Raw genomic sequence first — 21,177 nt, 5'->3', positions numbered from 1 at the left:
GATCGCCTTTTGGCTAAACTAAAACCATGGTTAGTTTTCTCGCTCTACTGCCCCGTGCCCTCACCACCTTTCTCTATGCTGTTGCTGCCCTCCTGAGGTTCTATGCCAACACCGATACAATCCCCATCCAACTCTGCCCCCTCACCATCCTCCAGTGGAGTTTCCTGGCGTTCACGTTGGGGACAACGGCTCTCCTGGCTAATCTCGGCCTTGAGTGGCACGCTGGAAATCGAGCAAAGAACGAGAGAACACGAGCAGAGGACGAAGCAAATCGAGAACGAGATCGAGCAAATCAAGAAAGAGAACGAGCGGCTCGCCGTGCTCGAATCCAAAATCGAGGCTTTATTCTCCAAACACGGTATCAACTTACCCCTGGCCGAGAAACCGGAGCAGCCCTAACCGATTTTCTCAGTTTTCTTCAGGAATATGGGGAGTAAAGAAGGCGATCGCCTTTTTTGTCTTCGGCCATTAAGACATTATCACCATCCCTGCCTTTGAATTTTCGCTCAATTTGCTCAATTTAAAGATTGCTGTTGTGAGTTTTATCCATCTCGACCGCTATACCACCGGAGACTACACTCCCGGCGCTTCCTTTCTAAGGCAACTCTTGTGGTTTTTTATCGGTGATCCTGTGGTGCGAACTCGGTTGATCCCCCCATCCTCTTTTAAAGTTTGGGTATTGAGACGCTTTGGCGCCACCATCGGTCAAGGGGCGAGGCTTAAACCCGGCGTGCGCATTAAATTTCCCTGGCGACTGACCATCGGCGATCATTGCTGGATTGGCGAAAACACTTGGTTTGATAACTTGGCACCAATTACCCTTGCTGACCATGTTTGTATTTCCCAGGATGTCTATCTCTGCACCGGTAACCACGACTGGAGCGACCCCACCTTTAAACTAATCACCCGTGCCATCCACATTGAACGGGGCAGTTGGCTGGGGGCCCGCAGTAGCATTGCCCCCGGTGTCACCATCGGCGAAGGGGCGGTGCTTTGTTTAGGGAGTGTTGCCTTGCGATCGCTCGACCCGATGACGATCTATGGTGGCAATCCGGCGATCGCCTTAAAACCCCGCATCATTTATCTGCAATGTGAAGACTGTCAAGATCCATGACTGAGGTTTCAGATGCTTCATTTCGACTGATCTCTTTGAGGTGGTCTAAGACGTCCCAAATCTCTTGTAGTAACTGTTCTAGACCGGTTCTGGATACCGCTGAAATGGTCAGAATTTTGGCGTCGGTCAGCTGCCGTAATTCTTCTGTGATGAAATCTGCAAATTCGCGATCGCCGGCATCGAGTTTATTGAGGGCAATGATCTGGGGGAGTTCTGGTAAACCGCGACCATAAGCTTCTAGTTCTCCTTGGATCGTTTCGTAATTTTTAATTGGATTTTCCGCATTGAGATCCACTAAATGCACCAAAACCTTCGTGCGCTCAATGTGACGTAAAAATTCATGGCCCAAGCCCACCCCCTGGTGTGCCCCCTCAATTAAGCCTGGAATATCCGCAAATACCGTGCCATCCCCTGTTGGCCGTTTCACCACGCCTAAATTGGGGATTAAAGTTGTAAACGGATAAGCGCCGATTTTGGGTCGGGCCGCCGACAACGCAGAGATTAGGGTCGATTTTCCGGCATTGGGAAGGCCGATAATGCCCACTTCTGCCAGTAATTTTAGTTCTAGGCGCAGTTGCTTGATTTCCCCTTCTAAGCCAGGGAGAGCGTATTCTGGGGCGCGGTTTTTATTGCTGAGAAAATGTTTGTTTCCCAGACCTCCTTTACCGCCTTTAGCGACGCAGAAGGTTTGTCCGTGGAAGACTAAATCACCAATTTCTTCGTCCGTTTCCCGGTCGTAAATCACCGTGCCGCAGGGCACATCCACAATCAGGTCTTCCCCAGATGCCCCGGTGCAATTGTTGGGGCCACCCCGTTCGCCGTCCGGTGCTTTGAAGGTGCGAGCATAACGAAAATCGAGGAGGGTTTGCAGGTTTTCTTCTGCCCGAAAGATCACTGAACCTCCCCAGCCGCCATTGCCCCCCGCCGGGCCACCAGCAGGCACGTATTTTTCGCGACGAAAGGCAACGATTCCATCTCCCCCTTTTCCGGCGATAACTTCAATTTCAGCGTGGTCAATAAATTGCATGGGAAATAGAATCTGGTGATTTTGGGCAATCAATTATTATACTCTGCTTTTCCGCCATCGGATGCGCCAGATGGGAACTGTAATCTAGCGGAAGTCTTGGGAAAAAAATAGAATTGTTATGCTAGAGGAAATTTTCGACATTGAGGGAAATCCATGGAACGACGCAGCATCATCGTAAGCTTTCTCGCGGGATGTTTATGGCTTTGTTTAGGGCTATTTCCCTTCAGCCAGGCCTTGGCCCTCACGCCAATTCAGTTGTCTGACTTGAGCTATGAGCGCTGTCCCGCAGAGATGCAGGGAATTGTGACCAGCGGCTCCAATGAAGACGCAAACTGTTTCATGATTAAAGGCAAAGCGAAAAACGCATCGGGTAAATATATTGTTGATGCGGATGTGTTTGGGCGAATTTATGATGCCAATGGTTCACCAACCTTTGAGAATCGCGGTCGTGTGGGCACCATTTTAGAAGTACCACCAGGCATTAGTGAGTTTCAGATCCCGGTATCGGTCGCTGCCAATCAGCCGGAACCTCTCCAACTGAAAAAATTTAAGGCGTCTGGGTTCACGTCCCGGGTGCGTCCTTTTTATTACGATAACGAGGATGTGGAATAAGACACGCAGTTGGCAACGGTTTTGCCGCAATCGTTTGGCGGTACTTGGGGGGATTGTCCTGGGGGCGATCGCCTTGTTGGTTTTTGGCCTACCGCTGATTTATCAGACACCCATCGATAGCATTGACTTTGCCAGAAGTGCCCTTGCACCAAGCTGGGAACACCCCTTTGGCACCGATGACCTCGGACAGGATCAATTGGCGCGGGTGTTGTTTGGGGGCAAAGTTTCCCTAACGGTCGGGCTGGCTGCGATGGCTGTGGCGATTAGTTTGGGGACTGTGATTGGGGCGATCGCTGGCTTTTATGGTGGCTGGCTCGATCAATTGTTGATGCGTTTGACGGATCTGTTTTTGTCCCTCCCCCAACTGCCGGTGTTACTCCTGGTGGTCTATCTGTTTCGGGAATCCCTCCGGGCGATCGCCGGGGCAGAATGGGGCACTTTTCTCCTGGTAGTGTTGGTGATCGGCAGTCTGAATTGGATGGCGATCGCCCGGTTAGTCCGCGCCCAATGCTTAACCCTCAAAAACCGAGAATTTGTGACCGCGGCCCAGGCCATGGGGGCCAATCCCCTCCGCACCCTCAGGACACATCTTTTGCCGAATCTGGTCAGTCTCATTGCCGTCGCCGCTACCCTATCCGTGAGTAACGCGATCATCACCGAATCAACCCTCAGCTTTCTTGGTTTGGGTTTTCCACCGGATATTCCGACTTGGGGACGGATGCTGTATGATGCCCAAAATTTCGTGACCACAGCTCCCCACATGGCGCTATTTCCAGGCTTAGCGATTTTTTTGACGGTGCTCAGTTTAAATTACCTTGGCGATGGCCTCCGAGACGCCTTTGATCCGAAAAGCGCGTCCCACTAAGCTAGAATAAACGACCCCGATTTTAGGGGGTGATCGAGCATCAATTCAGCCATGGCGAAGAAACAAAAACAACGCTTTCCCCATCTCCTTGGGTCTAAATGGACCGCCACCCAAAAGACTTTCGGTTGGCGACATTTCCAGGTGATGAACCGCCGCAATGAAGGGAAATGGGTGTTTGCCGAATTAGTATCCTCCTGTGACCCTGACACCCGATTTTGGATCAATGCCAAACAACTCAAGGATCAACGACTATGGGAAGCGGGCTGGAAAACCCTCGAAGAGATGAATCAGCCCCCCGAAGTCCCCTTCTGGCAAGATTAGTCATGGCGAATAAAATGCCCTGTAAAATTGGCGACAAATAGGCGATCGCCTTGATCTCTTGATCCCCACGGGAGCTATCCATAGACGCTAGACGCCGGTGAACAAACATAATAAAATCCAAAAGTTATAATTTTTCGCTAAAGATCCGCCGACACAATACATCGATGTAAATCATGTAAATGTGTTCAAGGTTCAAAACCAGCTCAACACACAGCAGATAAGGGGTCAGCGTACAAGTGGGTTTATTTAGTCGCTTTTCATTTTCACGGGACATGGGTATCGATCTCGGTACCGCCAACACCCTTGTATACGTCTCTGGTAAAGGGATCGTCCTCCAGGAACCGTCTGTTGTGGCCATCAACAAAAATAACCAAGAAGTCCTGGCAGTCGGCCTAGAAGCCAAGCGAATGTTAGGGCGTACCCCCGACAATGTGATTGCCATTCGTCCCCTCCGAGATGGGGTGATTGCAGACTTTGACACCGCCGAGGCGATGCTAAAGCACTTCATTAAGCGCGTCCACGATAACCGCAATCCCCTGATTCGGCCCCGGATGGTGATCGGGATTCCCAGTGGGGTTACAGGGGTAGAACGGCGAGCCGTCGAAGAAGCAGCCAAAGAAGCTGGAGCCAGCGATGTTTATCTCATTGATGAACCCGTTGCCGCTGCCATTGGCGCAGGGTTACCCGTTTCTGAACCCACCGGTAACATGATCATTGATATTGGTGGCGGCACCACAGAAGTGGCCGTTTTAAGTTTACAGGGCACTGTTCTGAGCGAATCGGTACGGGTTGCGGGGGATGAACTCAGCGACTCGATTATGCTCTACATGAAAAAAGTCCACAATTTGGTCATTGGGGAACGCACCGCCGAGGATATCAAAATTCAACTGGGGTCTGCCTATCCCACCGACGAAGAAGAGCCGATCATGGAAGTGCGTGGCTTACATTTACTTTCCGGATTACCCCGCACCGTCACCATCAAGGCCCCTGAAATCCGTGAAAGTATGTCTGAACCGCTTTCGATCATCGTTGAAGCCGTGAAGCGCACCCTAGAACGAATTCCACCGGAATTGGCTGCTGATATTATTGACCGGGGAATTATGCTGGCCGGGGGGGGTGCCCTGCTCAAGGGACTCGATACCCTGATTAGCCACGAAACAGGCATCGTTACCCACGTGGCGGCCAATGCTGAAAGCTGTGTTGCTTTGGGTACAGGTCGTGTTTTGGAAAACTTTAAAGATAAGGATATGGAGCGGGTCTTTAAGAGCCATACTCGCTACGAATAGCCTAGGATGGATTACATCGTTTTCTTGAGTGAATGTTAATGTTCCGCCGTTGGTGGCAACGCTATGGGATGACCTTAATTTTTATTGGGGTTGGCCTTTCGGCTGCTTTATTTTTGCGCCAGACCCAGGGGGGCGCAATTCAGGAATTTTATGGGCTTTTCTTCCGGCGTCAGAGCAATCTCACCGCCGCTGAAACGGAAATTTTGCTCCAGAACAGTAAGCTGCGGGAACTGCAAAATCGAGTCGAGGAACTCGAAGCCCAGAACCAACAGCTACAAGACTTGTTGGATTATCGACAAACGCTCCAGACAGAGGCGATCGCCGCTCCGGTCATTGGTCGCAGTGCCGATGCTTGGTGGCAGCAAATTATTATCGGCCAGGGGAGTCAAGCCGGGATCAAGGTCGGGGACACCGTGACTGGCATCGGTGGACTTGTGGGCAGGGTAGTACAAGTTACCCCCCATAGTAGTCGCGTTGCTTTGGTGAGTGACCTCAACCAACAAGTGGGTGTGATGTTGTCCCGGAGTCGTTTCCAGGGCTATCTCCGGGGCCAAAACGATCCCCAACAGGCCCAAATGGTCTTCTATGAGAAAGTTCCGGATGTCAAGGTGGGAGATATGGTCACCACCTCAAACCTGAGCACCCTGTACGCCCCAGGCCTCCCCATTGGTCGCATTGCCGCAATTGATTTTAATGCGGGGCCAGCCCCCATCGCGACGGTGGAGTTGACGGTACCGCTAGGGTCGTTGGAATGGGTATTGGTGGCACCTTTTGAGCAGAAGCCCTTAAATTTTGAGCTGCAACCGGAGCAAGATGTTTCGCAAACTCCCTAGAGGGGCACTGCCCTGGATGAATGGTTTGGTGAGCATTGGCTCGCTGCTGCTGTGTAGCCAGCTTTTGTTACTCCGCATTCCTGGGATGACAATCCTCGGTTTTAGTCCCCAGTGGCTCTTGATGTGGGTGATTGCTTGGAGTGTGAAGCGGGAGATGATTTATGCTCTCCTGGGGGCGATCGCCGCTGCTTGGATCCATGACAGCTTAATGGTGAGTGCTTTGCCCTCCCACCTTCCAGGCTTTGTGCTGGTCGCCTATTTCGTTTCCCGCTGGCGACAACAACGCTATCTCCAGGAAGACTTTATTATTCTGGCGCTACTGGTCTTCGTGATGACCCTAGCCGCAGAAGTGATTATGGCATTTCAATATCTGCTGTGGGGGTTGGGTTCCCCAGGGATGCTCTGGGGTGAACTGCAACGGATCGGCTTGGCGACGGCAATTTTGAGTAGCCTCTGGGCACCGCTCCTTTGTACGCCTCTGGTGCGTTGGTGGGATTATGTGAGAATGCTCGATAGGCAGTAGTGATGGCCCTGGGGCTTGGGAGAGTGACCATAGCGCTCCGCCAGAAAATGGGCCACAGAGAGAAGATCATTGCAATAATGATCGGGCTGATAGGTTTTGAGGTAAGCCGTATCGCGAATGCCACAGGTCACGGCGATCGCCGGAATGTTCATATTTTTTGCGGCGATAATATCTGCTTCGGTATCGCCCACCATGAGCCATTGATCGCTTAGTTCTCCTTGTTCGGCGATCGCCTCCTTGAGGAGGGCAGTTTTCACATCCACATTATTCACATAGGCCGTGTGGCGATCGTCGCTACCGTAAATCCCACTAAATAGACGTTTTAGGCCATATTGATCGAGCATTTTGCGCACTTGCTGTTCTTCCCGGAGCGTCACCAGTACCAATTTCACCCCGTAGGAATGGAGTAAGGCCAAAGACCAGTTCACGCCCCCCTGCATTTTGTCGAGGTGGAGTAGGGCTTCATCGTTGACGATGGTGCGGACATGGTCGAGGAAAAAGGCAATTTGCTCTTCCTGGAGCCCGGACTGTATCGCAATTTCGATATCACTGACCCGTTGACGCTTCATTTGCCAAAATTGGTCTTTGCCGAGATATTTGAGGGGAATGGCGATGCCCTGTTGGGCGTAAATCTGTTGCGTATGCTGGAGAGCGGCTTGGTACGTACCATAGTATCGCTCCGAAACATCGACCAATGGCCCATCGAAGTCACAAAATAGCGTCAAACGGAGACGTCTTGCGGTGGGAGAGTTCATAGTTTGAAAACGGGCAGCGGTTCTCTGGAACAAGCCTGGGATACTCATGGTGCTTTTTGGTCAATGCTCTATCTTTAGCATGATTTACTTTTGTGGTTTTGTTGTCTGCGTCACACATTTATTGGTGATTTGTAGACTTGTTTATAAATTTGGATAACTTACTTAAACTTTCTTTACAATAGCAAATTTTTATCGAAACAGCGGTAGAAAAAACCGTCGGAATGATGAAAAAATTAGGGGTTGATGATAAACGAAGCTGAATAGTAATGGCGATCGCCTTTTGGGAGCCGGGGAGAAAATCCCAGGGAATGCCACAATAAACAGAGATTTTTAAAGAGAGAGGCCCAAAGTACCATGGCTCAGCTAGAGAAATTGATTCAGATGGCGGAAAATGAACTGACAGAATACAGTACCGACGCCCGCAAGATTGAAAAGTTGCGCCGCAAATTTGCGTTTATGTTGAATCCTCGACAACAGCAGCAAATTAAGGACGAACTTTTGGCCCAGATGCCCCAGGGATTTTTCGGAAAAATGGTGCTGGAAAATCGACAGACAGTCGCTTTACCTTTTTGGGGCATTGCGGGTTTGGGTTTACTGTTCGGCATTTCCCTCCAGCAGCCCCTCGATTTCCTCGCCCCGGCGATCGCCCTGCCCGCTGCCATCCAAATTCAACGCTGGGGCTGGCAACTAGAAGCAAAGCGGTTGGTTTTGCAAACCCTTGACGATCTCGAAGCCCGCGCCAAAAATCCGACGGCATCTTAAATGAAGCTTTCGAGACTGGTGCCCCGATACAGTTCTGATATAGGCATTTCAAGGTTGATGCTGGTGAGCTTGACCGGATCAATCGTCCGGTAAATTTGATTCGTCCAACCCTGGGGCGATCGCCGCCAGACTTCCACTTCTTGTTGGGTTTGAGAAATCAAAATATACTCTTCTAAGGTCGTAATCCGTTGATAATCCTGGAATTTTTCTGTGCGGTCGAAGTTTTCTGGGGCCGGCGATAAGACTTCAAGGATGAGTTTGGGAAATTGCTTTACATAGCGGTTTTGTTGATCCCTGGGGTCGCAGGTGACAAAGGCATCGGGATAGTAAAAAAACTGATCCGCATAATTCACCTTTACATCCCCCGCAAAAAATCGGCAGGGACTATCCCGGAGATGCAGATTCAGGGCAGTTAAAAAATTAATGGCAAGGCGACTATGGTCATCACTCCCACCGGCCATGGCGTAGACCAAACCCTGGCGATACTCGTGGCGAATTGTGCTTTCAAGCTCAAGTTCGAGGTATGCCTGGGGGGAAAAACCAGAGGGTAAAGCAATCATGCCAAAAGACGAAAAATCGGTGCTTTAATTGTAACCTGGGTGATTTGGGAACATAATTCAGCACGGCAGGTATGGGTCTAGATTTTAGTAACCTTAATAGTCTTTGGGCGGGTGTGATGGTAGAAACCCTCGTTCGTTTAGGCTTGCGCTCGGCGGTGATTTGTCCCGGTTCACGCTCTACGCCCCTCACCGTTGCCCTGGCCCGTCACCCCCAGATTAAAACGATCCCGATTTTAGATGAACGCTCGGCGGCGTTTTTTGCCCTGGGTTTAGCGAAAAGTTCTGGTTTACCGACGGTGCTGGTCTGTACGTCGGGGACAGCGGGAGCCAATTTCTATCCAGCGGTGATCGAAGCCTACCAAAGTGCGGTGCCTTTAATTATCCTCACAGGCGATCGCCCCCCGGAATTGCGGGATTGTCATTCGGGGCAAACCATTGATCAGATCAAGTTATTTGGAAATTTTGCCCAGTGGTTTAGTGAAATGGCGACGCCCCTGGGCACCGTTGAAATGTTGCGCTATGCCCGACAAATCATGGTGCAAGCTTGGCGGCGATCGCAGTTTCCCCAGAAAGGAGTCGTGCATCTCAATTGTCCGTTTCGGGATCCCCTTGCCCCCATTACCGATGGCTCAGTGACGCACCTCAAAGATGTGCTCAAGGCGGATTTTTTTGCTGGGATTCAGCCCCTGGAAAAGGCAGAATTTTCTGCGGATATTTTGCCTACAGAAGCTTGGAAAAATTATGCCCGGGGGCTAATTATTGCTGGGGTGAATCAGCCCGATGATCCCGATGTATATTGTCAGGCGATCGCCCAGTTGTCGGGTTATTTGAGTTTTCCAGTTTTAACCGAAGCCCTCTCCCCCGTGCGGAATTATGCCCATTATTTTCCCCAGGGTTTAGTCATCACCTACGATTTTATTTTGCGGGATCAAAATCTAGCAGAAACCCTCAAACCAGAAATTGTGATTCAAATTGGCGCTTTGCCCACCAGTAAAATTTTGCGGGCCTGGCTCGAAAAGCAGCAGATTCAAACCTATATCTTGAGCGAGCGGGCCGATAATTTTGACCCCCTCCATCGTCCCCATCAATATCTCGCCGTTAATCTTCGCACCATGAAGTATTTGGGGATCTTTCCCGACAACGAAAAAGGTTTGCCCTACTTGGATCTATGGCAGACCCAAGATGCAAAAATTCGCGCCAAATTAGCCGCAGTTTTCCAGGCAGAACAAAATCTCAACGAAGCGGCGATCGCCTACTGTTTAGCCAGAGCATTACCAGAGGAAACAGCTATTTTCTTTGCCAATAGCATGGTGGTGCGCTATGCCGAATTTTTCTGGCAGTTGAATGATCAACAAATTTTGCCTTACTTTAACCGGGGGGCCAATGGTATTGATGGTACCCTGTCAACGGCTTTGGGCATTGCGGAGAATCATTCGCCTGCTGTGTTACTCACTGGAGATCTCGCTCTCCTCCACGATACCAATGGCTTTTTGACATTATCAAAATTTACCGGCTCCCTGACGATTATTGTGATCAATAACCAAGGCGGTGGTATTTTTGAAATGTTACCCATCGCCGAAGAAAAAGATATTTTTGAGGATTATTTTGCGACGCCCCAAACCGTTGAATTTTCTAAAGTATGCGATTTATATGGCATTGAATATCAGGCGATCCAAACCAAAGCTGACCTGATGCAAACCTGTGCTACTTTGCCACCCAGGGGAGTAAGGTTACTGGAAGTCAAAACAAACCGTAACCAAGCGATGACTTGGCTGAAAGATTTATTCCAAGGTTTTTAAAGTCATTTTTAAATGGCGTGTTTTTTCACTAAATAGGTGATTTTTTCGGCTTCATCGGTCGTTAATTCCGGGGCTTCTTTAATGCTTTGGCGGTACATCTTGAGATATTCCCCGGCGGATTTGTACCAACTAAAGTCATGGCTCATGCCCCGTCTTTGTAGTTCAGCCCAGTCTTTTTTGTAGCGGAAACTTTCCCAAGCCCGCACCATGCAGGTGTACATATCCAGCGGTTCGTAGCGGTCAAAGCTAAAGCCTGTCCCGGTTTGGTGAATCGGATCATGGAAAGAGACTGTATCCACCAAACCCCCAGTACGGCGCACAATGGGCACAGAACCATAGCGCATCGCCATCATTTGACTAATGCCACAGGGTTCAAAGCGCGACGGCATCAAAAAGACATCGGATCCAGCATAAATCCGGCGGGAGAGGGCATCGTTATAGAGCAGTTGCACGGACATCCGCCCCTTAAAGCGGTAGGCAGTTTGCCAGAGTTGGGTTTCGTAGTGGCGATCGCCAGTGCCGAGAATAATGAGCTGGGCGTCGGTGTAGGCCATAAACTGCTCCAGGATATTCAGGAGCAGATCAATTCCCTTTTGTTCCACTAAGCGGGTGACCATCGCCATCAAAAAAGCCTTGGAGTTGACCTCTAGCCCCGTTTCTTCTTGGATGATCACTTTGTTGGCGGCCCGATCCTCAAGATTGGTGGTAGAAAATTGTTTTACCAGGGCTTGGTCGTTAGAAGGGTTATATAGTTCCACATCAATGCCATTCACAATGCCGCGACTTTTGCCGCTGATCCAAGACAATAAACCCTCTAATTTTTCACCATAGACTTTGGTTTGGATCTGTCGGGCATAGGTGGGAGATACGGTGTTCACTTGATCAGCGAACATCAGCGCCGAGGCCATCACATTATCACCGTCCATATACCAAGGGCACCAAGTGTTGCGCTCCAAGAAACCCCGCCAAGGCCCCTGGTAAGCCAAATTGTGGATCGTAAATACCGTACTGATATCCGGCGATTGGTGCATCCACACCGGAATCATACCCGTGTGCCAGTCGTGACAGTGGGCAATCTGCGGTTTCCAGTGGTTCCACATAAATTCAGCGGCCCCATTGGCAAAAAAGGTAAAGCGCCAAAATTCGTCCTGCCCACCATAGATATGTCGTCCATCAAAGGCGGGATGGCCAAACAGATAAAGGGGGACATCGGTATTGGGTAATACGGTTTCATACACGGCAAACGTATTGAACATTGCACTGCCCCACCACACGGGTTCCGCAGGGATGTCCAGTTTGTCGTTGAGAAAGCCGTAATAGGGTAAGAAAATTCTCGCGTCATGTCCTAACTGCCGTAAAACTTTGGGCAGTGATCCCACCACATCTCCCATACCTCCAGCTTTAGCGATGGGAGCAGCCTCGGCAGAAACAAACAAAATACGCATCAGAATTTTCTCGTCAATTTTTGAGGTTCTGTTAGAGCGTATCATTCTTTGAGGGATTCCAAGAATAAATACTATCCGGGAAATTTGTCCCTGAGAAATTGCTGGATTTCGGCTTGGTAGCGGTGGGGATTTTCAAGCATGGGGAAGTGTCCAACCTGGGGAATTTCAATGTATCGAAAGTTTGGGTTTAAGGCGATCGCCCTTTTGGCCATGGCCGCCGGAATGATTTGATCTTTTTCCCCGGCGAGGAACAGGGTCGGACATTGGATATTGCGAAACGCCTGGGGCAAGCGGGTCACCATCATTTCATTCACCGAAGCTAGCAGGGTGCCAGCGGCGGCGCGATTATCAGCCCTCAAAAAATCCTCCAGGAATTGCCGCCGCTCTGTGGGCGCAATTGGTTGCTGCAAAAAACGGGCGATCGCCAACCGATCCAGCCCCGGTACCTGACGCAACCACGGAAACCGTAAGCGCACAATGGTGCCAGCAATTTTCTGAAACGTCCCAAAGGCGCGGGCATCATATTCAAAAATCCCGTTGCAGTTCAAAATGGCCCGGTCTAGGCGTTGGGGAAACTGCGCCGCAAAAATTGCCCCGATGGAAGCCCCCATGGAATGGGCATTGAGAATAATTTTGCCGTTGATATCTAACTGCCGCAGCAGTACTTCTAGATCCAGAGCATAATCGTCTAGGGCATAGTCACCACTGTAATCGACAGGGAGCTCAGAACGACCAAAGCCCCGCAGGTCATAGATCAGACAGTGGAAAGATTCACTGAAGGCCGTGGCAGTGCTGCGCCAATAATGGCTCGACCCGCCCCAACCGTGGACAAATAACATCACTGGTTTGGGAAGATCGCGGCCCCCGCAACAAATCCATTCGTAATAGTGGGGGACTCCCCGCACCTGGGCGATCGCCATTGGCCCTAAGCAGATTCTGGTTTGGGTAAGGAGGACGGATGAAGTAGGAGTTCAGCCGTAGAGCGTTTTTCGACCATTTCCGGTGTAATCGTGCAGCGGTTGACATCCTTACGGGAAGGCAGTTCGTACATCACATCGAGCATCAATTCTTCGACAATGCCCCGGAGCGCCCTAGCCCCGGTTTTGCGGCGGTAAGCTTCCTGGGCGATCGCCCGGATAGCGGTCGGTTCAAACTCCAACTGCACACTGTCCATCTTCAGGAGTTTTTTGTATTGCTTGACGAGGGCATTCTTCGGCTGGGTCAAAATTTCAACTAGCGCTTCCTCATCGAGGGGACTGAGGGACGCAATCACCGGAATCCGCCCGATAAACTCTGGAATCATCCCGTACTTAACGAGATCCTCCGGAGAAAGATGCTGGAGTAATTCAGCGGTACGTTGTTCCTTGGCACTGCCCTCTTCCCCGGGCCGCACAAAGCCCATACTTTTTTTGCCGACCCGCCGCTCAATCACCTTATCGAGACCGACAAAGGCTCCACCACAAATAAATAAAATATTGCGGGTATCAATTTGAATGCAATCTTGGTACGGGTGCTTTCGGCCTCCCTGGGGCGGCACATTGGCGACGGTGCCCTCCAGCATTTTCAACAGGGCCTGTTGTACCCCTTCCCCAGACACATCGCGGGTAATGGAGGGATTTTCACTTTTGCGGGCAATTTTATCGATTTCGTCGATGTAGATAATCCCCCGCTGGGCTTCGGCCACATCGAGATCGGCCACCTGTAGAAGGCGCAGCAAAATATTTTCGACATCTTCGCCCACATAGCCCGCCTCGGTAAGGGTTGTGGCATCGGCAACGGCAAAGGGCACATCAAGGATCTTCGCGAGGGTCTGGGCGAGGAGGGTTTTACCGCATCCCGTTGGCCCGATCAAAAGAATATTGGATTTGTGGAGTTCGATGCCATCGGCGACGGGATCAGCGTCGTCATCTTCCATCAAACTCAGGCGCTTGTAATGGTTGTAGACAGCCACGGAAAGGACTTTTTTTGCTTCGTCCTGGCCGATGACATGTTCGTCGAGGTAATGCTTAATTTCCCTGGGTTTGGGAATGTCTTCAAAATTAATTTTTTCGGGGGGAGCCTTGGGGGGATTTTTTTCAGGCGATCGCCCCATCCCCATGCCCGCCGCATTTTCCATCAGCTCCTCATCGAGGATTTCGTTACACAGCTCGACACATTCGTCACAAATATAGACCCCTGGCCCAGCGATGAGCTTTCTAACCTGTTCTTGGGACTTACCACAAAAGGAACATTTGAGATGGGAGTCGTATTTAGACATGGGTTTTGGAGTAGGGCCTCTGGATAACGTGAGCGATGGGGTTAAGCGGCGTTCGGGGCGATCACTTGGTCGATCAAACCATACTGGCAAGCCTCTTCGGCGGACATATAGAAGTCCCGCTCGGTATCTTCTGCCACCTTATCAAAGGGTTGACCCGTATGATCGGCGATCAACGTATTTAATTTATCTTTGATGTAGAGGATTTCCTTGGCTTGAATTTCGATATCCACCGCTTGGCCTTGGGCACCACCGAGGGGTTGGTGAATCATAATCCGGGAACTGGGGAGGGCCATCCGCTTACCCTTAGTGCCCCCTGATAGGAGAAAGGCCCCCATACTGGCAGCAATGCCGTAGCAAATGGTCACCACATTAGGACGAATCTGTTGCATGGTGTCGTAAATCGCCATCCCTGCATAAACGGAACCACCAGGGGAGTTGATGTAGAGTTGGATGTCTTTGTCGGCATCCTCGGCGTCTAAAAAGAGCAACTGGGCCACCACAGAGTCAGCAACGGTGTCATCAATGGCGGTACCGAGGAATACAATGCGTTCCCGTAGCAGGCGGGAATAGATATCGAAGGCCCGTTCTCCCATGCCAGATTGTTCGACAACCATCGGCACCACCGTCCCACCCATGGAGTAGCTGTAGGGGACGGCTTGGCTAGAAAGGTGTTGATAGGAGGTAGTTGATTGAACCATGGAAGCTCGATGCTAATGTTTTGGGGGATGAACAGGAAAAAAACAGAGAAAATCAGGGGCAGACCTTGATGACCGTTGGGTGAGGCCGGGCAATGATTTCCCACATAGCCTTTATTATATAGTCGCATTGCCTGAGATGGGAGCCACCAGCAGAGGGCGATCGCCCCTTGGTTAATTTCACTAAGATCGGCCGCTTTAGAGATGGACAAGGGGTTGGGCCTGGGACAAGGCGATCGCCTGTTGTAATTTGGGGTAGGTCCCTGCTAGATAACCCGTCCCCCGGAGAAAACCCGTATTTGCAGCGGGCAGCAGATATTCTAGGGGCTGATTTTTAAACGTTTCAATCAGCTTTTCGATGCCTTTGAGTTGGCGGCCCCAGTGGAAAGTTTTGGCGGTGCGCAGGGCGAGAATTTCACCCTTTTGGTTGGGGAGGAGATGCCGCCCCGTGAACAGACAGCCTCCCCATTGGCCATAATAGAGACAGGAAGCACCAGGGGAAAATCCGGGTGTCCAAATGCCGCGAAAATCACCATCCTGCCAATCATCCCGAAAGGGCGTCACGTCAGCCTCTGGTATCAGGTAGGCTTCTTGCTCTTGGATCACAATCGCACAACCGAGGGCCTGTTGAATTTTCGCGACTTGGTTACTGATGGCGGCCCGCTGGGTGATGTAGAGGGTTTTGACGCCGCCCTGGGCCTGCAAAAAGTTGAGGGTTTCTGGGTGCCAAGGGGGACAATCAACCAACAGACCACCACCGGCTTTTGCGATAAAGTAGGCTGTGCCACCGAGGGTTTCTCGATTAGGGGCAAAGGCGTAGATGTCTTCAAAAAGTTTGCGGGGCGGTTTGGGGGGAGTCTGCACGGGGGGAGTCCCTACTCATGTTGAAATGTTAAACAGTCGCTACCATTGTTGCATTGGGGTGAGGTTTCGACAATTTTCTCTCTAGGGGCGATCGCCACAAAGCAGGGGCAATCATTTTGCTTGTGCCACACATTTTCTAGTAAGGATTCAATTGAAAGTTCATGGAAGTTTGGCTGCTTTTCTTCGTTATGGGGGTGTTGACCTACGCCCTCATCCGCCGCACTGTACCACCAGAAAATAAAGCACCATTAAGCTTACTCTGGCTGGTGATGATGTTGCCTGCTTCCGCCTGGCTAGTCTGGATTTTAATTTTTGGGGCGACCCAGCCGATGCCCTTGTTGCTGATGTTGCCACTGTTGATCCTTTCGCCGTTTATGTATTGGAGTTTGTTGGACTGGGGTAAACCTAAACCGGACGAATCTGCTGATCCCAGCCCGCCGCCTGCTGCGCCCCAAACCCCAAGCTTAGATTTAGAAAAATTAGACCAAGCTTCTGCCCTGAAAAAGGAAGGCTCTAAGCTCCGCCCGATCAGTACCAAGGAAGAAAAAGCACTCCGGGATTGTTTTCCCTGGGGGGTCTATTATCTTCAGAATATTGACTACTATCCTCAGGCGATCCTCTGTCGAGGCAAGTTGCGAGCGGTCCCCCAGGAAGCCTACCAAACAATTCGGGATAATATCGAACAGCTCTTTGGCGATCGCTTTATTGTGGTCTTCCAAGAAAGTCTGCGGGGGCAACCGTTTTTTGCCCTTGTTCCCAACCCTTGGAAAGCAGCCCAACAATCCCAAACCAAAGAGGAACCCCTAACGCGCCCGGATTTGGCGATCGCCTTAGTGTTAATTACTTTATTTACTACCACCGTCATGGGTTTGGAATTGCAGGGGGTCGCCCCGGAGGTGATCCAACAGAATCCGAGTATGCTTTGGCAGGGCTTACCCTATGGTCTGCTGTTAGTCGCAATTCTCGGTTGCCATGAACTGGGCCATTACGGTGCGGCGGCCTATTACAAAATTAAAACAACGCTCCCCTATTTCGTCCCGATTCCCTTTTTTATCGGCACCCTGGGGGCCTATACCCAGCGGAAATCCCCCATTCCCCATCGCCAAGCTTTGTTTGATTTTGCGGTGGCAGGCTCTTGGGTGGGGATGCTCCTGACCCTGCCTTGTTTGTGGGTGGGCCTGGGTCTGTCCCAAGTGGTGCCCTTGCCAGAGGAATCAACACTGTTGGCCTTTAATGAGTTTAATCCACGGTTTTCCCTTCTCCTGGGACTGATGAGCCGTTTGGCCCTAGGAAGTCAGTTCACCCCGGATATGGCCCTGGATTTACACCCGGTGGCGATCGCCGGTTATGTGGCCCTGATGTTGGGGGGGTTGCAACTCTTGCCCATCGGTCAATTGGATGGTGGTTTGATGACCCACGCCGTTTTCGGCCAGCGGACGGCGAGCATTATTGCCCAGGTGACAAGGATTTGTATGATTGCGATCGCCTTTGTGCAGCCAAATTTTCTCTTTCTGGCGATTTTCGCCCTGTTGATGCCCATCGCGAACCAGCCCGCCCTTAACGATGTGACGGATTTGGACAATCGCCGCGACCTGTTGGGAATGTTTACCCTGGTTTTTGTGGCGTTAATTTTCTTGCCGTTACCCGCTGGCCTGAGTAATTGGCTCAATTTTTAGGGGTTAGCGTTTGTTTCAAAAGCGGCATAAAGACTGTCCCTGAGGGGTTGTAATTGCAAGTCAAACCGAGGTTCATAGACAACAGACGGGAAAAATTCGCCGAACCAGGTGTTAATTGCGAGGTTTTCGCTTACCGTCCAAAAATCCGTGGGATTGTCCCCGTCAATGTGGCGACTGTTCACATTAAACCCACTGCGCTGGCGACGGTACTGGAGGACTGGGGCACCGACGCGGATCCAAGTGGCAAAATCTGGACTATTGGCCATGGTGGCTAAAAATTCTTGCCGTTGTTGGTCGGTGAGGGGCTGTTGGGGCGAAACCTTAGCCCAGGCTTCCTCTAGGAGTTCTAAGCGTTTTTCTGGGTTTTCCCAGGTGGCTTGCAACAGGGCGATCGCCGTTTCCTGACCTAGGGCTTCCCGACCGGGGAGTAAACTGAGGGCCGTGGCGTCGAAATATTGCCGAAATTCCGTTTCGGCCAGGGCAAAATCCCCAATCCACCAGGCAATACCACCCCGACAGCGATGTAACAACGGATCATCGGGATATTGCGCCAGTAGCTGTTCGTAGTGACCCATCACCCGCGCCACCACCGCTGGATAAAGCTCTCCCAAGCCCCCGCCCCGCCAAATGGGGCTGGTGATAAATTGGGGATCCCGGAGAATTTCTAAGGCGATCGCCTTGATCGCAAGATCTGTTTTGTCCTGGGCCAACAAACTTAACCCCAACCCGTAGAAAATGCCTCGTTTCGCGGGCACAAGCTGGGCTGATTGGTAAAAATCCGCCGTTGCTAGATTGGGTTCATTGTTGGCGATGTGGAGCCAGGCCACGTTGCTGCGGCCAAATTCCCGGTAGGGAGAAGCTTGGTTGCCCTGGTCAAACCACTGGATCGCCTCCTGGAGATAGCGTTGCCGTTGTTCTAAGTCTGTGGTCTGGAGAGCTAATTCACCGAGGTTCCAACCCAACTGATAGGAATAGTAAGGTTCCCAGGGAGCGAGGTCATGGGCGGCGGTCAAATTTTCCACAAAACGGTCATAATCGGGGGTTTCCTGGCGCAATGCTAAAAATCCGGTACTGGATCGCTCCCAAGCAGCTTGGATCGGTGCTAACCAGATGGCAACGGCACCATAGACCCCCACTAAGCCGAGGGCAATGAGACGGGGCTTCCCTAAAAACTTTTCTGGGTTTGGCTGAGAGGGGAGAGATCTTTGGGGTTGATCTTGACGGGCGATCGCCGCGAGCAGGGCCACCAGAATTGTAATAATGCCGCTAATGGCCACATTATCCAGTTGATAATCGGTCCAACTCAAGGCCCAATAGCCGACTAGCCCGGTGTAAATACTGCCCAACAAAATGCGGTCTTCCCGTGCCATCCCTTTAACATGGCCCCGCAGTCGCCAGAGGATCACCCCCAGAAAAACAATCGAACCAAAGAACAAACCCAAACCCCAGATGCCCATTTCCGCCCAGAGTTGCACCGGGGTACTGTGGAGTTGATAAATAATTTCCGAGAGGCGACCCGCTGTGATTGGGCGGTAATTTTGATACAACAAGAACGCATTTCCTAAACCGGCCCCCGTCCACCAATGGTCGAGGCCCATGGCCCCACCCACCTGGGCATTGACCCAACGGTAATTTAATTCTCCAAATTCCCCCTGCAAAATCGGCACCACGAGATTGTAGAGGCGGTTATTGGTCAGCACAAAAATCCCTAAAACTCCCGTGGAAATAATCCCCGCCAGCAGTAAATAAAATTTGCGAATCTGACTAAACCCCCAAGCAAACCCAAAGGCCACCACCGAGGCGATCGCCAACCCAAGCCACCCCCCCCGAGAGCTCGTGGTATAAAGATCTACCGCCCCAATTACCACCCCCGTCAGCCAAAGCCAGCGCCGCCAATCCCGATGTAAAATCGCCAAGCCCAGGAGGGTCGGTAAACAAAGAATGAGATAACCGGCCACATAATTTTGGTGACCCAAGGGAGCCCAGTTACGCAGTTCCAGCAGCGAAAAATCAAACTGTTGCACCGCCCCATCAACACCCAAATCTCGGAGCCGTTCAATTTCTGGCAAAAATGTCCGACTGAGCCACAGCGCTAAACTAAAGGCAACAAAGGCCAAACTTAAATATCCTTGTCCCAAAAATAATCGATAACGACCAGTCACACTATTCAGCCAACGACTAATGGGATAGAGCGCGGCGATAAACCCTAAACAGGCCCAGGCTTGCCAGCGAGCTTGCTGGGGAAACTCTGCCCCCAGGGTGGAAATCCCCAAGCTGATTAAAATTGCAATTAGACCCTGATCAAACCCGTTGCCCAACAGATAGAGGCGGCGGTTATCCCATAGCTGCACCAAAAACCACAACAAAGGACAGAACAGACCCACCTGCCACACAAACACCCACGACCAGGCCACCATCATGCTATGGCTATCGGGAATGAGGCTAAAGAGAATGTAAAAAAAAGCGGTGAAGTAGGCCAGTAAAGGGGCTGGAGACTTAGAAGCAGACATAGAGCAAGGGTTAAAAAACTTCGGGAAATGGCAGCCTTTCCCATTAAATCCCATTTTCTAGAACTCCCATGGCCATGGGCTAAAATAGATAGGATTTTTAAGTCATCCCCCTCAACCCATGCCTCTTTTTTCTGATAAAGCCGTTGAAGCGAAGCAAAAGAAACAGAAATTTTGGACAAAAGTGATCCTGTTTATTGGTGCAGGCTCCTTTGCGGGAACTGCGATGGTGCCAGTGATCGGGGGCATCATTGATAGCGTGCGACAACCGACAACCGAAGTGGCTCGGAATCCCCAGGCGGATCAAGAAGCTCAACTAAAACAACAAGAAGCCGGATTTTTAGCCGTTTTAGAACGGGAGCCAGACAATACAAATGCGCTGCAAGGTTTGGTACAAGCCCGTTTAGCCCTGGGGGATTTAGCAGGGGCACGTCCCCATCTGCAACGGTTGGTGGAGTTATATCCGGATGAACAGGTGCTTAAGGATCTCTTAGCCCAAGTGGACGAGGCTTTGGCACGCACTGGCACGACAACTCCGGCCCAGTCTCCCACTGAAAATCCGGAAACGCCCTAGGCGATCGCCGTTGCTTGTTTATGGAGTCTAGGTCGCCACTGTTATTGTTGTTGCTACTCTGCTTTGGGGGCGGAGCAGTTCTGCTGCTGCAAAATAGTCAGGCGCTGGGTCTCGTTTTATTTAATCGCACCGTTCCCTGGCAGTTGCCCCTCAGTATTTGGTTTATCGCAGCGGTCTTGCTTGGGTTGCTCCTGAGTTTGCTCTTGCAGCTTTTTTTAAAAGGGACAAATCCTAGTCCTAATAATCGGGGCGATCGCCCGAATCCTCGCCTTGAACGCCTGAAACAACGTCCCCCTCGCCAGCCCGATCGCCGCACTGGTCGTTCCGATTGGGAACGGAGCCGCGCTAATTATGATTGGACTGACAAGGAACTAGAAACCCAGGATGAAGAAACCTGGGACATTGAATCACCTCCCCAACAGTCGACCCGTCCCCAGCCCCCCCAGGCGGGTGAAGGAGAACCCCAGATTCGCCCCCAACCGAAACCCCAGCGTCCCCGTCCTAGTCCCGGCCCAGAGGCTGCGATGCCAAAGCCACCGGCCCCAAAACCGTCTGCCAAGCCTGCCAAAGCGTCAGAGGAAACGGGTACTGTCTATGATGCTGACTATCGAATTTTGACGCCCCCCTACACTTCCGAAGAGGAAGCTTCCCCTAGGGTAGACCCCGACGAAGATGGAGAATGGATCTAGCCCTAGGGAGGGG

The 21,177-nt window shown here is 51.2% G+C and carries 22 protein-coding genes; 13 read left to right on the top strand and 9 right to left on the bottom strand.

The features are described from left to right. Window positions 1–26: 26 nt before the first annotated feature. On the top strand, window positions 27–437 hold the full coding sequence (locus tag AACR41_RS01410) for a hypothetical protein (protein ID WP_030008144.1): 411 nt from the start codon (window positions 27–29) through the stop codon (window positions 435–437). A 98-nt stretch (window positions 438–535) separates the two neighbouring features. Continuing rightward, a complete protein-coding gene (locus AACR41_RS01405) occupies window positions 536–1,114 on the top strand; it encodes a putative colanic acid biosynthesis acetyltransferase (protein WP_030008143.1) in 579 nt (192 codons plus the stop codon). Here AACR41_RS01405 and obgE read toward each other — a convergent pair. Next, window positions 1,077–2,141: a GTPase ObgE gene (gene obgE, locus AACR41_RS01400; RefSeq protein WP_030008142.1), complete on the bottom strand. Its 1,065-nt coding sequence runs from the start codon at window positions 2,139–2,141 to the stop codon at window positions 1,077–1,079. The genes AACR41_RS01405 and obgE overlap by 38 nt on opposite strands. 153 nt (window positions 2,142–2,294) lie before the next feature. On the opposite strand from obgE, the gene AACR41_RS01395 reads away from it, so the two are divergent. The 6 genes from AACR41_RS01395 (at window position 2,295) to mreD (ending at window position 6,581) form a co-directional block, all read left to right on the top strand. Further along, window positions 2,295–2,753, top strand: coding sequence for a hypothetical protein (locus AACR41_RS01395; RefSeq protein ID WP_030008141.1), 459 nt, complete (start codon window positions 2,295–2,297; stop codon window positions 2,751–2,753). After that, window positions 2,743–3,618, top strand: a complete 876-nt coding sequence (locus tag AACR41_RS01390) for an ABC transporter permease (RefSeq protein WP_030008140.1) — start codon at window positions 2,743–2,745, stop codon at window positions 3,616–3,618. The genes AACR41_RS01395 and AACR41_RS01390 overlap by 11 nt, the downstream gene beginning before the upstream one ends. Window positions 3,619–3,669: 51 nt before the next feature. After that, window positions 3,670–3,939: a TIGR02450 family Trp-rich protein gene (locus AACR41_RS01385; RefSeq protein ID WP_030008139.1), complete on the top strand. Its 270-nt coding sequence runs from the start codon at window positions 3,670–3,672 to the stop codon at window positions 3,937–3,939. 236 nt (window positions 3,940–4,175) lie between these two features. Next, window positions 4,176–5,225 (top strand): rod shape-determining protein, encoded by a 1,050-nt coding sequence (locus tag AACR41_RS01380; RefSeq protein ID WP_012307139.1) that lies wholly within the window; start codon window positions 4,176–4,178, stop codon window positions 5,223–5,225. A gap of 32 nt (window positions 5,226–5,257) precedes the next feature. Beyond that, window positions 5,258–6,058: a rod shape-determining protein MreC gene (mreC, locus tag AACR41_RS01375; protein WP_030008137.1), complete on the top strand. Its 801-nt coding sequence runs from the start codon at window positions 5,258–5,260 to the stop codon at window positions 6,056–6,058. After that, the gene (mreD, locus tag AACR41_RS01370) at window positions 6,039–6,581 is read left to right on the top strand and encodes a rod shape-determining protein MreD (protein ID WP_045442536.1); all 543 of its coding nucleotides are present in this window, start codon (window positions 6,039–6,041) and stop codon (window positions 6,579–6,581) included. Before mreC ends, mreD begins: the two co-directional genes overlap by 20 nt. On the opposite strand, the gene AACR41_RS01365 is transcribed toward mreD, so the two are convergent. Continuing rightward, window positions 6,554–7,384, bottom strand: coding sequence for an HAD family hydrolase (locus AACR41_RS01365; RefSeq protein WP_045442534.1), 831 nt, complete (start codon window positions 7,382–7,384; stop codon window positions 6,554–6,556). The two genes, mreD and AACR41_RS01365, sit on opposite strands and share 28 nt — an antisense overlap. 306 nt (window positions 7,385–7,690) lie before the next feature. On the opposite strand from AACR41_RS01365, the gene AACR41_RS01360 reads away from it, so the two are divergent. Then, window positions 7,691–8,098, top strand: a complete 408-nt coding sequence (locus tag AACR41_RS01360) for a hypothetical protein (protein WP_012307143.1) — start codon at window positions 7,691–7,693, stop codon at window positions 8,096–8,098. On the opposite strand, the gene AACR41_RS01355 is transcribed toward AACR41_RS01360, so the two are convergent. Beyond that, complete coding sequence (locus AACR41_RS01355) at window positions 8,095–8,658, bottom strand: Uma2 family endonuclease (protein ID WP_030008134.1); 564 nt, start codon at window positions 8,656–8,658, stop codon at window positions 8,095–8,097. The two genes, AACR41_RS01360 and AACR41_RS01355, sit on opposite strands and share 4 nt — an antisense overlap. Window positions 8,659–8,729: 71 nt before the next feature. Between AACR41_RS01355 and menD the strand changes: the two genes are divergently transcribed. Then, complete coding sequence (gene menD, locus AACR41_RS01350; protein WP_030008133.1) at window positions 8,730–10,457, top strand: 2-succinyl-5-enolpyruvyl-6-hydroxy-3-cyclohexene-1-carboxylic-acid synthase; 1,728 nt, start codon at window positions 8,730–8,732, stop codon at window positions 10,455–10,457. A gap of 8 nt (window positions 10,458–10,465) precedes the next feature. On the opposite strand, the gene glgA is transcribed toward menD, so the two are convergent. From glgA to AACR41_RS01325, 5 genes are all read right to left on the bottom strand, one after another. Then, a complete protein-coding gene (glgA, locus tag AACR41_RS01345; RefSeq protein ID WP_030008132.1) occupies window positions 10,466–11,902 on the bottom strand; it encodes a glycogen synthase GlgA in 1,437 nt (478 codons plus the stop codon). Between the two features lie 71 nt (window positions 11,903–11,973). After that, on the bottom strand, window positions 11,974–12,822 hold the full coding sequence (locus AACR41_RS01340; RefSeq protein WP_030008131.1) for an alpha/beta fold hydrolase: 849 nt from the start codon (window positions 12,820–12,822) through the stop codon (window positions 11,974–11,976). Between the two features lie 5 nt (window positions 12,823–12,827). Then, a complete protein-coding gene (gene clpX, locus AACR41_RS01335) occupies window positions 12,828–14,159 on the bottom strand; it encodes an ATP-dependent protease ATP-binding subunit ClpX (RefSeq protein WP_012307148.1) in 1,332 nt (443 codons plus the stop codon). Window positions 14,160–14,200: 41 nt separating this feature from the next. Then, window positions 14,201–14,857 carry an ATP-dependent Clp endopeptidase proteolytic subunit ClpP gene (gene clpP / locus AACR41_RS01330; protein ID WP_030008130.1) on the bottom strand — a complete coding sequence of 219 codons (657 nt, stop codon included), beginning with the start codon at window positions 14,855–14,857 and terminating at the stop codon, window positions 14,201–14,203. Window positions 14,858–15,052: 195 nt separating this feature from the next. Next, window positions 15,053–15,718, bottom strand: a complete 666-nt coding sequence (locus AACR41_RS01325; RefSeq protein WP_030008129.1) for a hypothetical protein — start codon at window positions 15,716–15,718, stop codon at window positions 15,053–15,055. Between the two features lie 161 nt (window positions 15,719–15,879). Here AACR41_RS01325 and AACR41_RS01320 point away from each other — a divergent pair, with 161 nt between their 5' ends. After that, window positions 15,880–17,394 (top strand): site-2 protease family protein, encoded by a 1,515-nt coding sequence (locus tag AACR41_RS01320; RefSeq protein ID WP_030008128.1) that lies wholly within the window; start codon window positions 15,880–15,882, stop codon window positions 17,392–17,394. Here AACR41_RS01320 and AACR41_RS01315 read toward each other — a convergent pair. Further along, complete coding sequence (locus AACR41_RS01315) at window positions 17,391–19,904, bottom strand: O-antigen ligase family protein (RefSeq protein ID WP_223209971.1); 2,514 nt, start codon at window positions 19,902–19,904, stop codon at window positions 17,391–17,393. The two genes, AACR41_RS01320 and AACR41_RS01315, sit on opposite strands and share 4 nt — an antisense overlap. Window positions 19,905–20,022: 118 nt before the next feature. Between AACR41_RS01315 and AACR41_RS01310 the strand changes: the two genes are divergently transcribed. Together AACR41_RS01310 and AACR41_RS01305 are read left to right on the top strand one after the other, a co-directional pair. Beyond that, on the top strand, window positions 20,023–20,475 hold the full coding sequence (locus AACR41_RS01310; protein WP_045442532.1) for a tetratricopeptide repeat protein: 453 nt from the start codon (window positions 20,023–20,025) through the stop codon (window positions 20,473–20,475). A gap of 20 nt (window positions 20,476–20,495) precedes the next feature. Beyond that, window positions 20,496–21,164 carry a hypothetical protein gene (locus AACR41_RS01305; protein ID WP_030008125.1) on the top strand — a complete coding sequence of 223 codons (669 nt, stop codon included), beginning with the start codon at window positions 20,496–20,498 and terminating at the stop codon, window positions 21,162–21,164. The last annotated feature ends 13 nt before the right edge of the window (window positions 21,165–21,177 follow it).

The sequence above is a fragment of the Picosynechococcus sp. NKBG042902 genome, from assembly GCF_963864045.1.
Classification (GTDB): Bacteria; Cyanobacteriota; Cyanobacteriia; order Cyanobacteriales; family MRBY01; genus MRBY01.
The sequence above is the reverse complement of the archived record's forward strand: the minus strand, read 5'-3'. Positions and strand labels throughout refer to the sequence as shown.

Excerpts from the sequence above, each read along its gene's own strand:
- mreD (WP_045442536.1), top strand. The coding sequence starts at position 6,039 with ATGTTTCGCAAACTCCCTAGAGGGGCACTGCCCTGGATGAATGGTTTG.
- clpX (WP_012307148.1), bottom strand. The coding sequence starts at position 14,159 with ATGTCTAAATACGACTCCCATCTCAAATGTTCCTTTTGTGGTAAGTCC.
- AACR41_RS01315 (WP_223209971.1), bottom strand. The coding sequence starts at position 19,904 with ATGTCTGCTTCTAAGTCTCCAGCCCCTTTACTGGCCTACTTCACCGCT.
- AACR41_RS01320 (WP_030008128.1), top strand. The coding sequence starts at position 15,880 with ATGGAAGTTTGGCTGCTTTTCTTCGTTATGGGGGTGTTGACCTACGCC.
- AACR41_RS01305 (WP_030008125.1), top strand. The coding sequence starts at position 20,496 with ATGGAGTCTAGGTCGCCACTGTTATTGTTGTTGCTACTCTGCTTTGGG.
- AACR41_RS01360 (WP_012307143.1), top strand. The coding sequence starts at position 7,691 with ATGGCTCAGCTAGAGAAATTGATTCAGATGGCGGAAAATGAACTGACA.
- AACR41_RS01395 (WP_030008141.1), top strand. The coding sequence starts at position 2,295 with ATGGAACGACGCAGCATCATCGTAAGCTTTCTCGCGGGATGTTTATGG.
- AACR41_RS01410 (WP_030008144.1), top strand. The coding sequence starts at position 27 with ATGGTTAGTTTTCTCGCTCTACTGCCCCGTGCCCTCACCACCTTTCTC.
- AACR41_RS01340 (WP_030008131.1), bottom strand. The coding sequence starts at position 12,822 with ATGGCGATCGCCCAGGTGCGGGGAGTCCCCCACTATTACGAATGGATT.
- obgE (WP_030008142.1), bottom strand. The coding sequence starts at position 2,141 with ATGCAATTTATTGACCACGCTGAAATTGAAGTTATCGCCGGAAAAGGG.
- glgA (WP_030008132.1), bottom strand. The coding sequence starts at position 11,902 with ATGCGTATTTTGTTTGTTTCTGCCGAGGCTGCTCCCATCGCTAAAGCT.
- clpP (WP_030008130.1), bottom strand. The coding sequence starts at position 14,857 with ATGGTTCAATCAACTACCTCCTATCAACACCTTTCTAGCCAAGCCGTC.
- AACR41_RS01365 (WP_045442534.1), bottom strand. The coding sequence starts at position 7,384 with ATGAGTATCCCAGGCTTGTTCCAGAGAACCGCTGCCCGTTTTCAAACT.
- AACR41_RS01385 (WP_030008139.1), top strand. The coding sequence starts at position 3,670 with ATGGCGAAGAAACAAAAACAACGCTTTCCCCATCTCCTTGGGTCTAAA.
- AACR41_RS01390 (WP_030008140.1), top strand. The coding sequence starts at position 2,743 with ATGTGGAATAAGACACGCAGTTGGCAACGGTTTTGCCGCAATCGTTTG.
- mreC (WP_030008137.1), top strand. The coding sequence starts at position 5,258 with ATGTTAATGTTCCGCCGTTGGTGGCAACGCTATGGGATGACCTTAATT.
- AACR41_RS01310 (WP_045442532.1), top strand. The coding sequence starts at position 20,023 with ATGCCTCTTTTTTCTGATAAAGCCGTTGAAGCGAAGCAAAAGAAACAG.
- menD (WP_030008133.1), top strand. The coding sequence starts at position 8,730 with ATGGGTCTAGATTTTAGTAACCTTAATAGTCTTTGGGCGGGTGTGATG.
- AACR41_RS01355 (WP_030008134.1), bottom strand. The coding sequence starts at position 8,658 with ATGATTGCTTTACCCTCTGGTTTTTCCCCCCAGGCATACCTCGAACTT.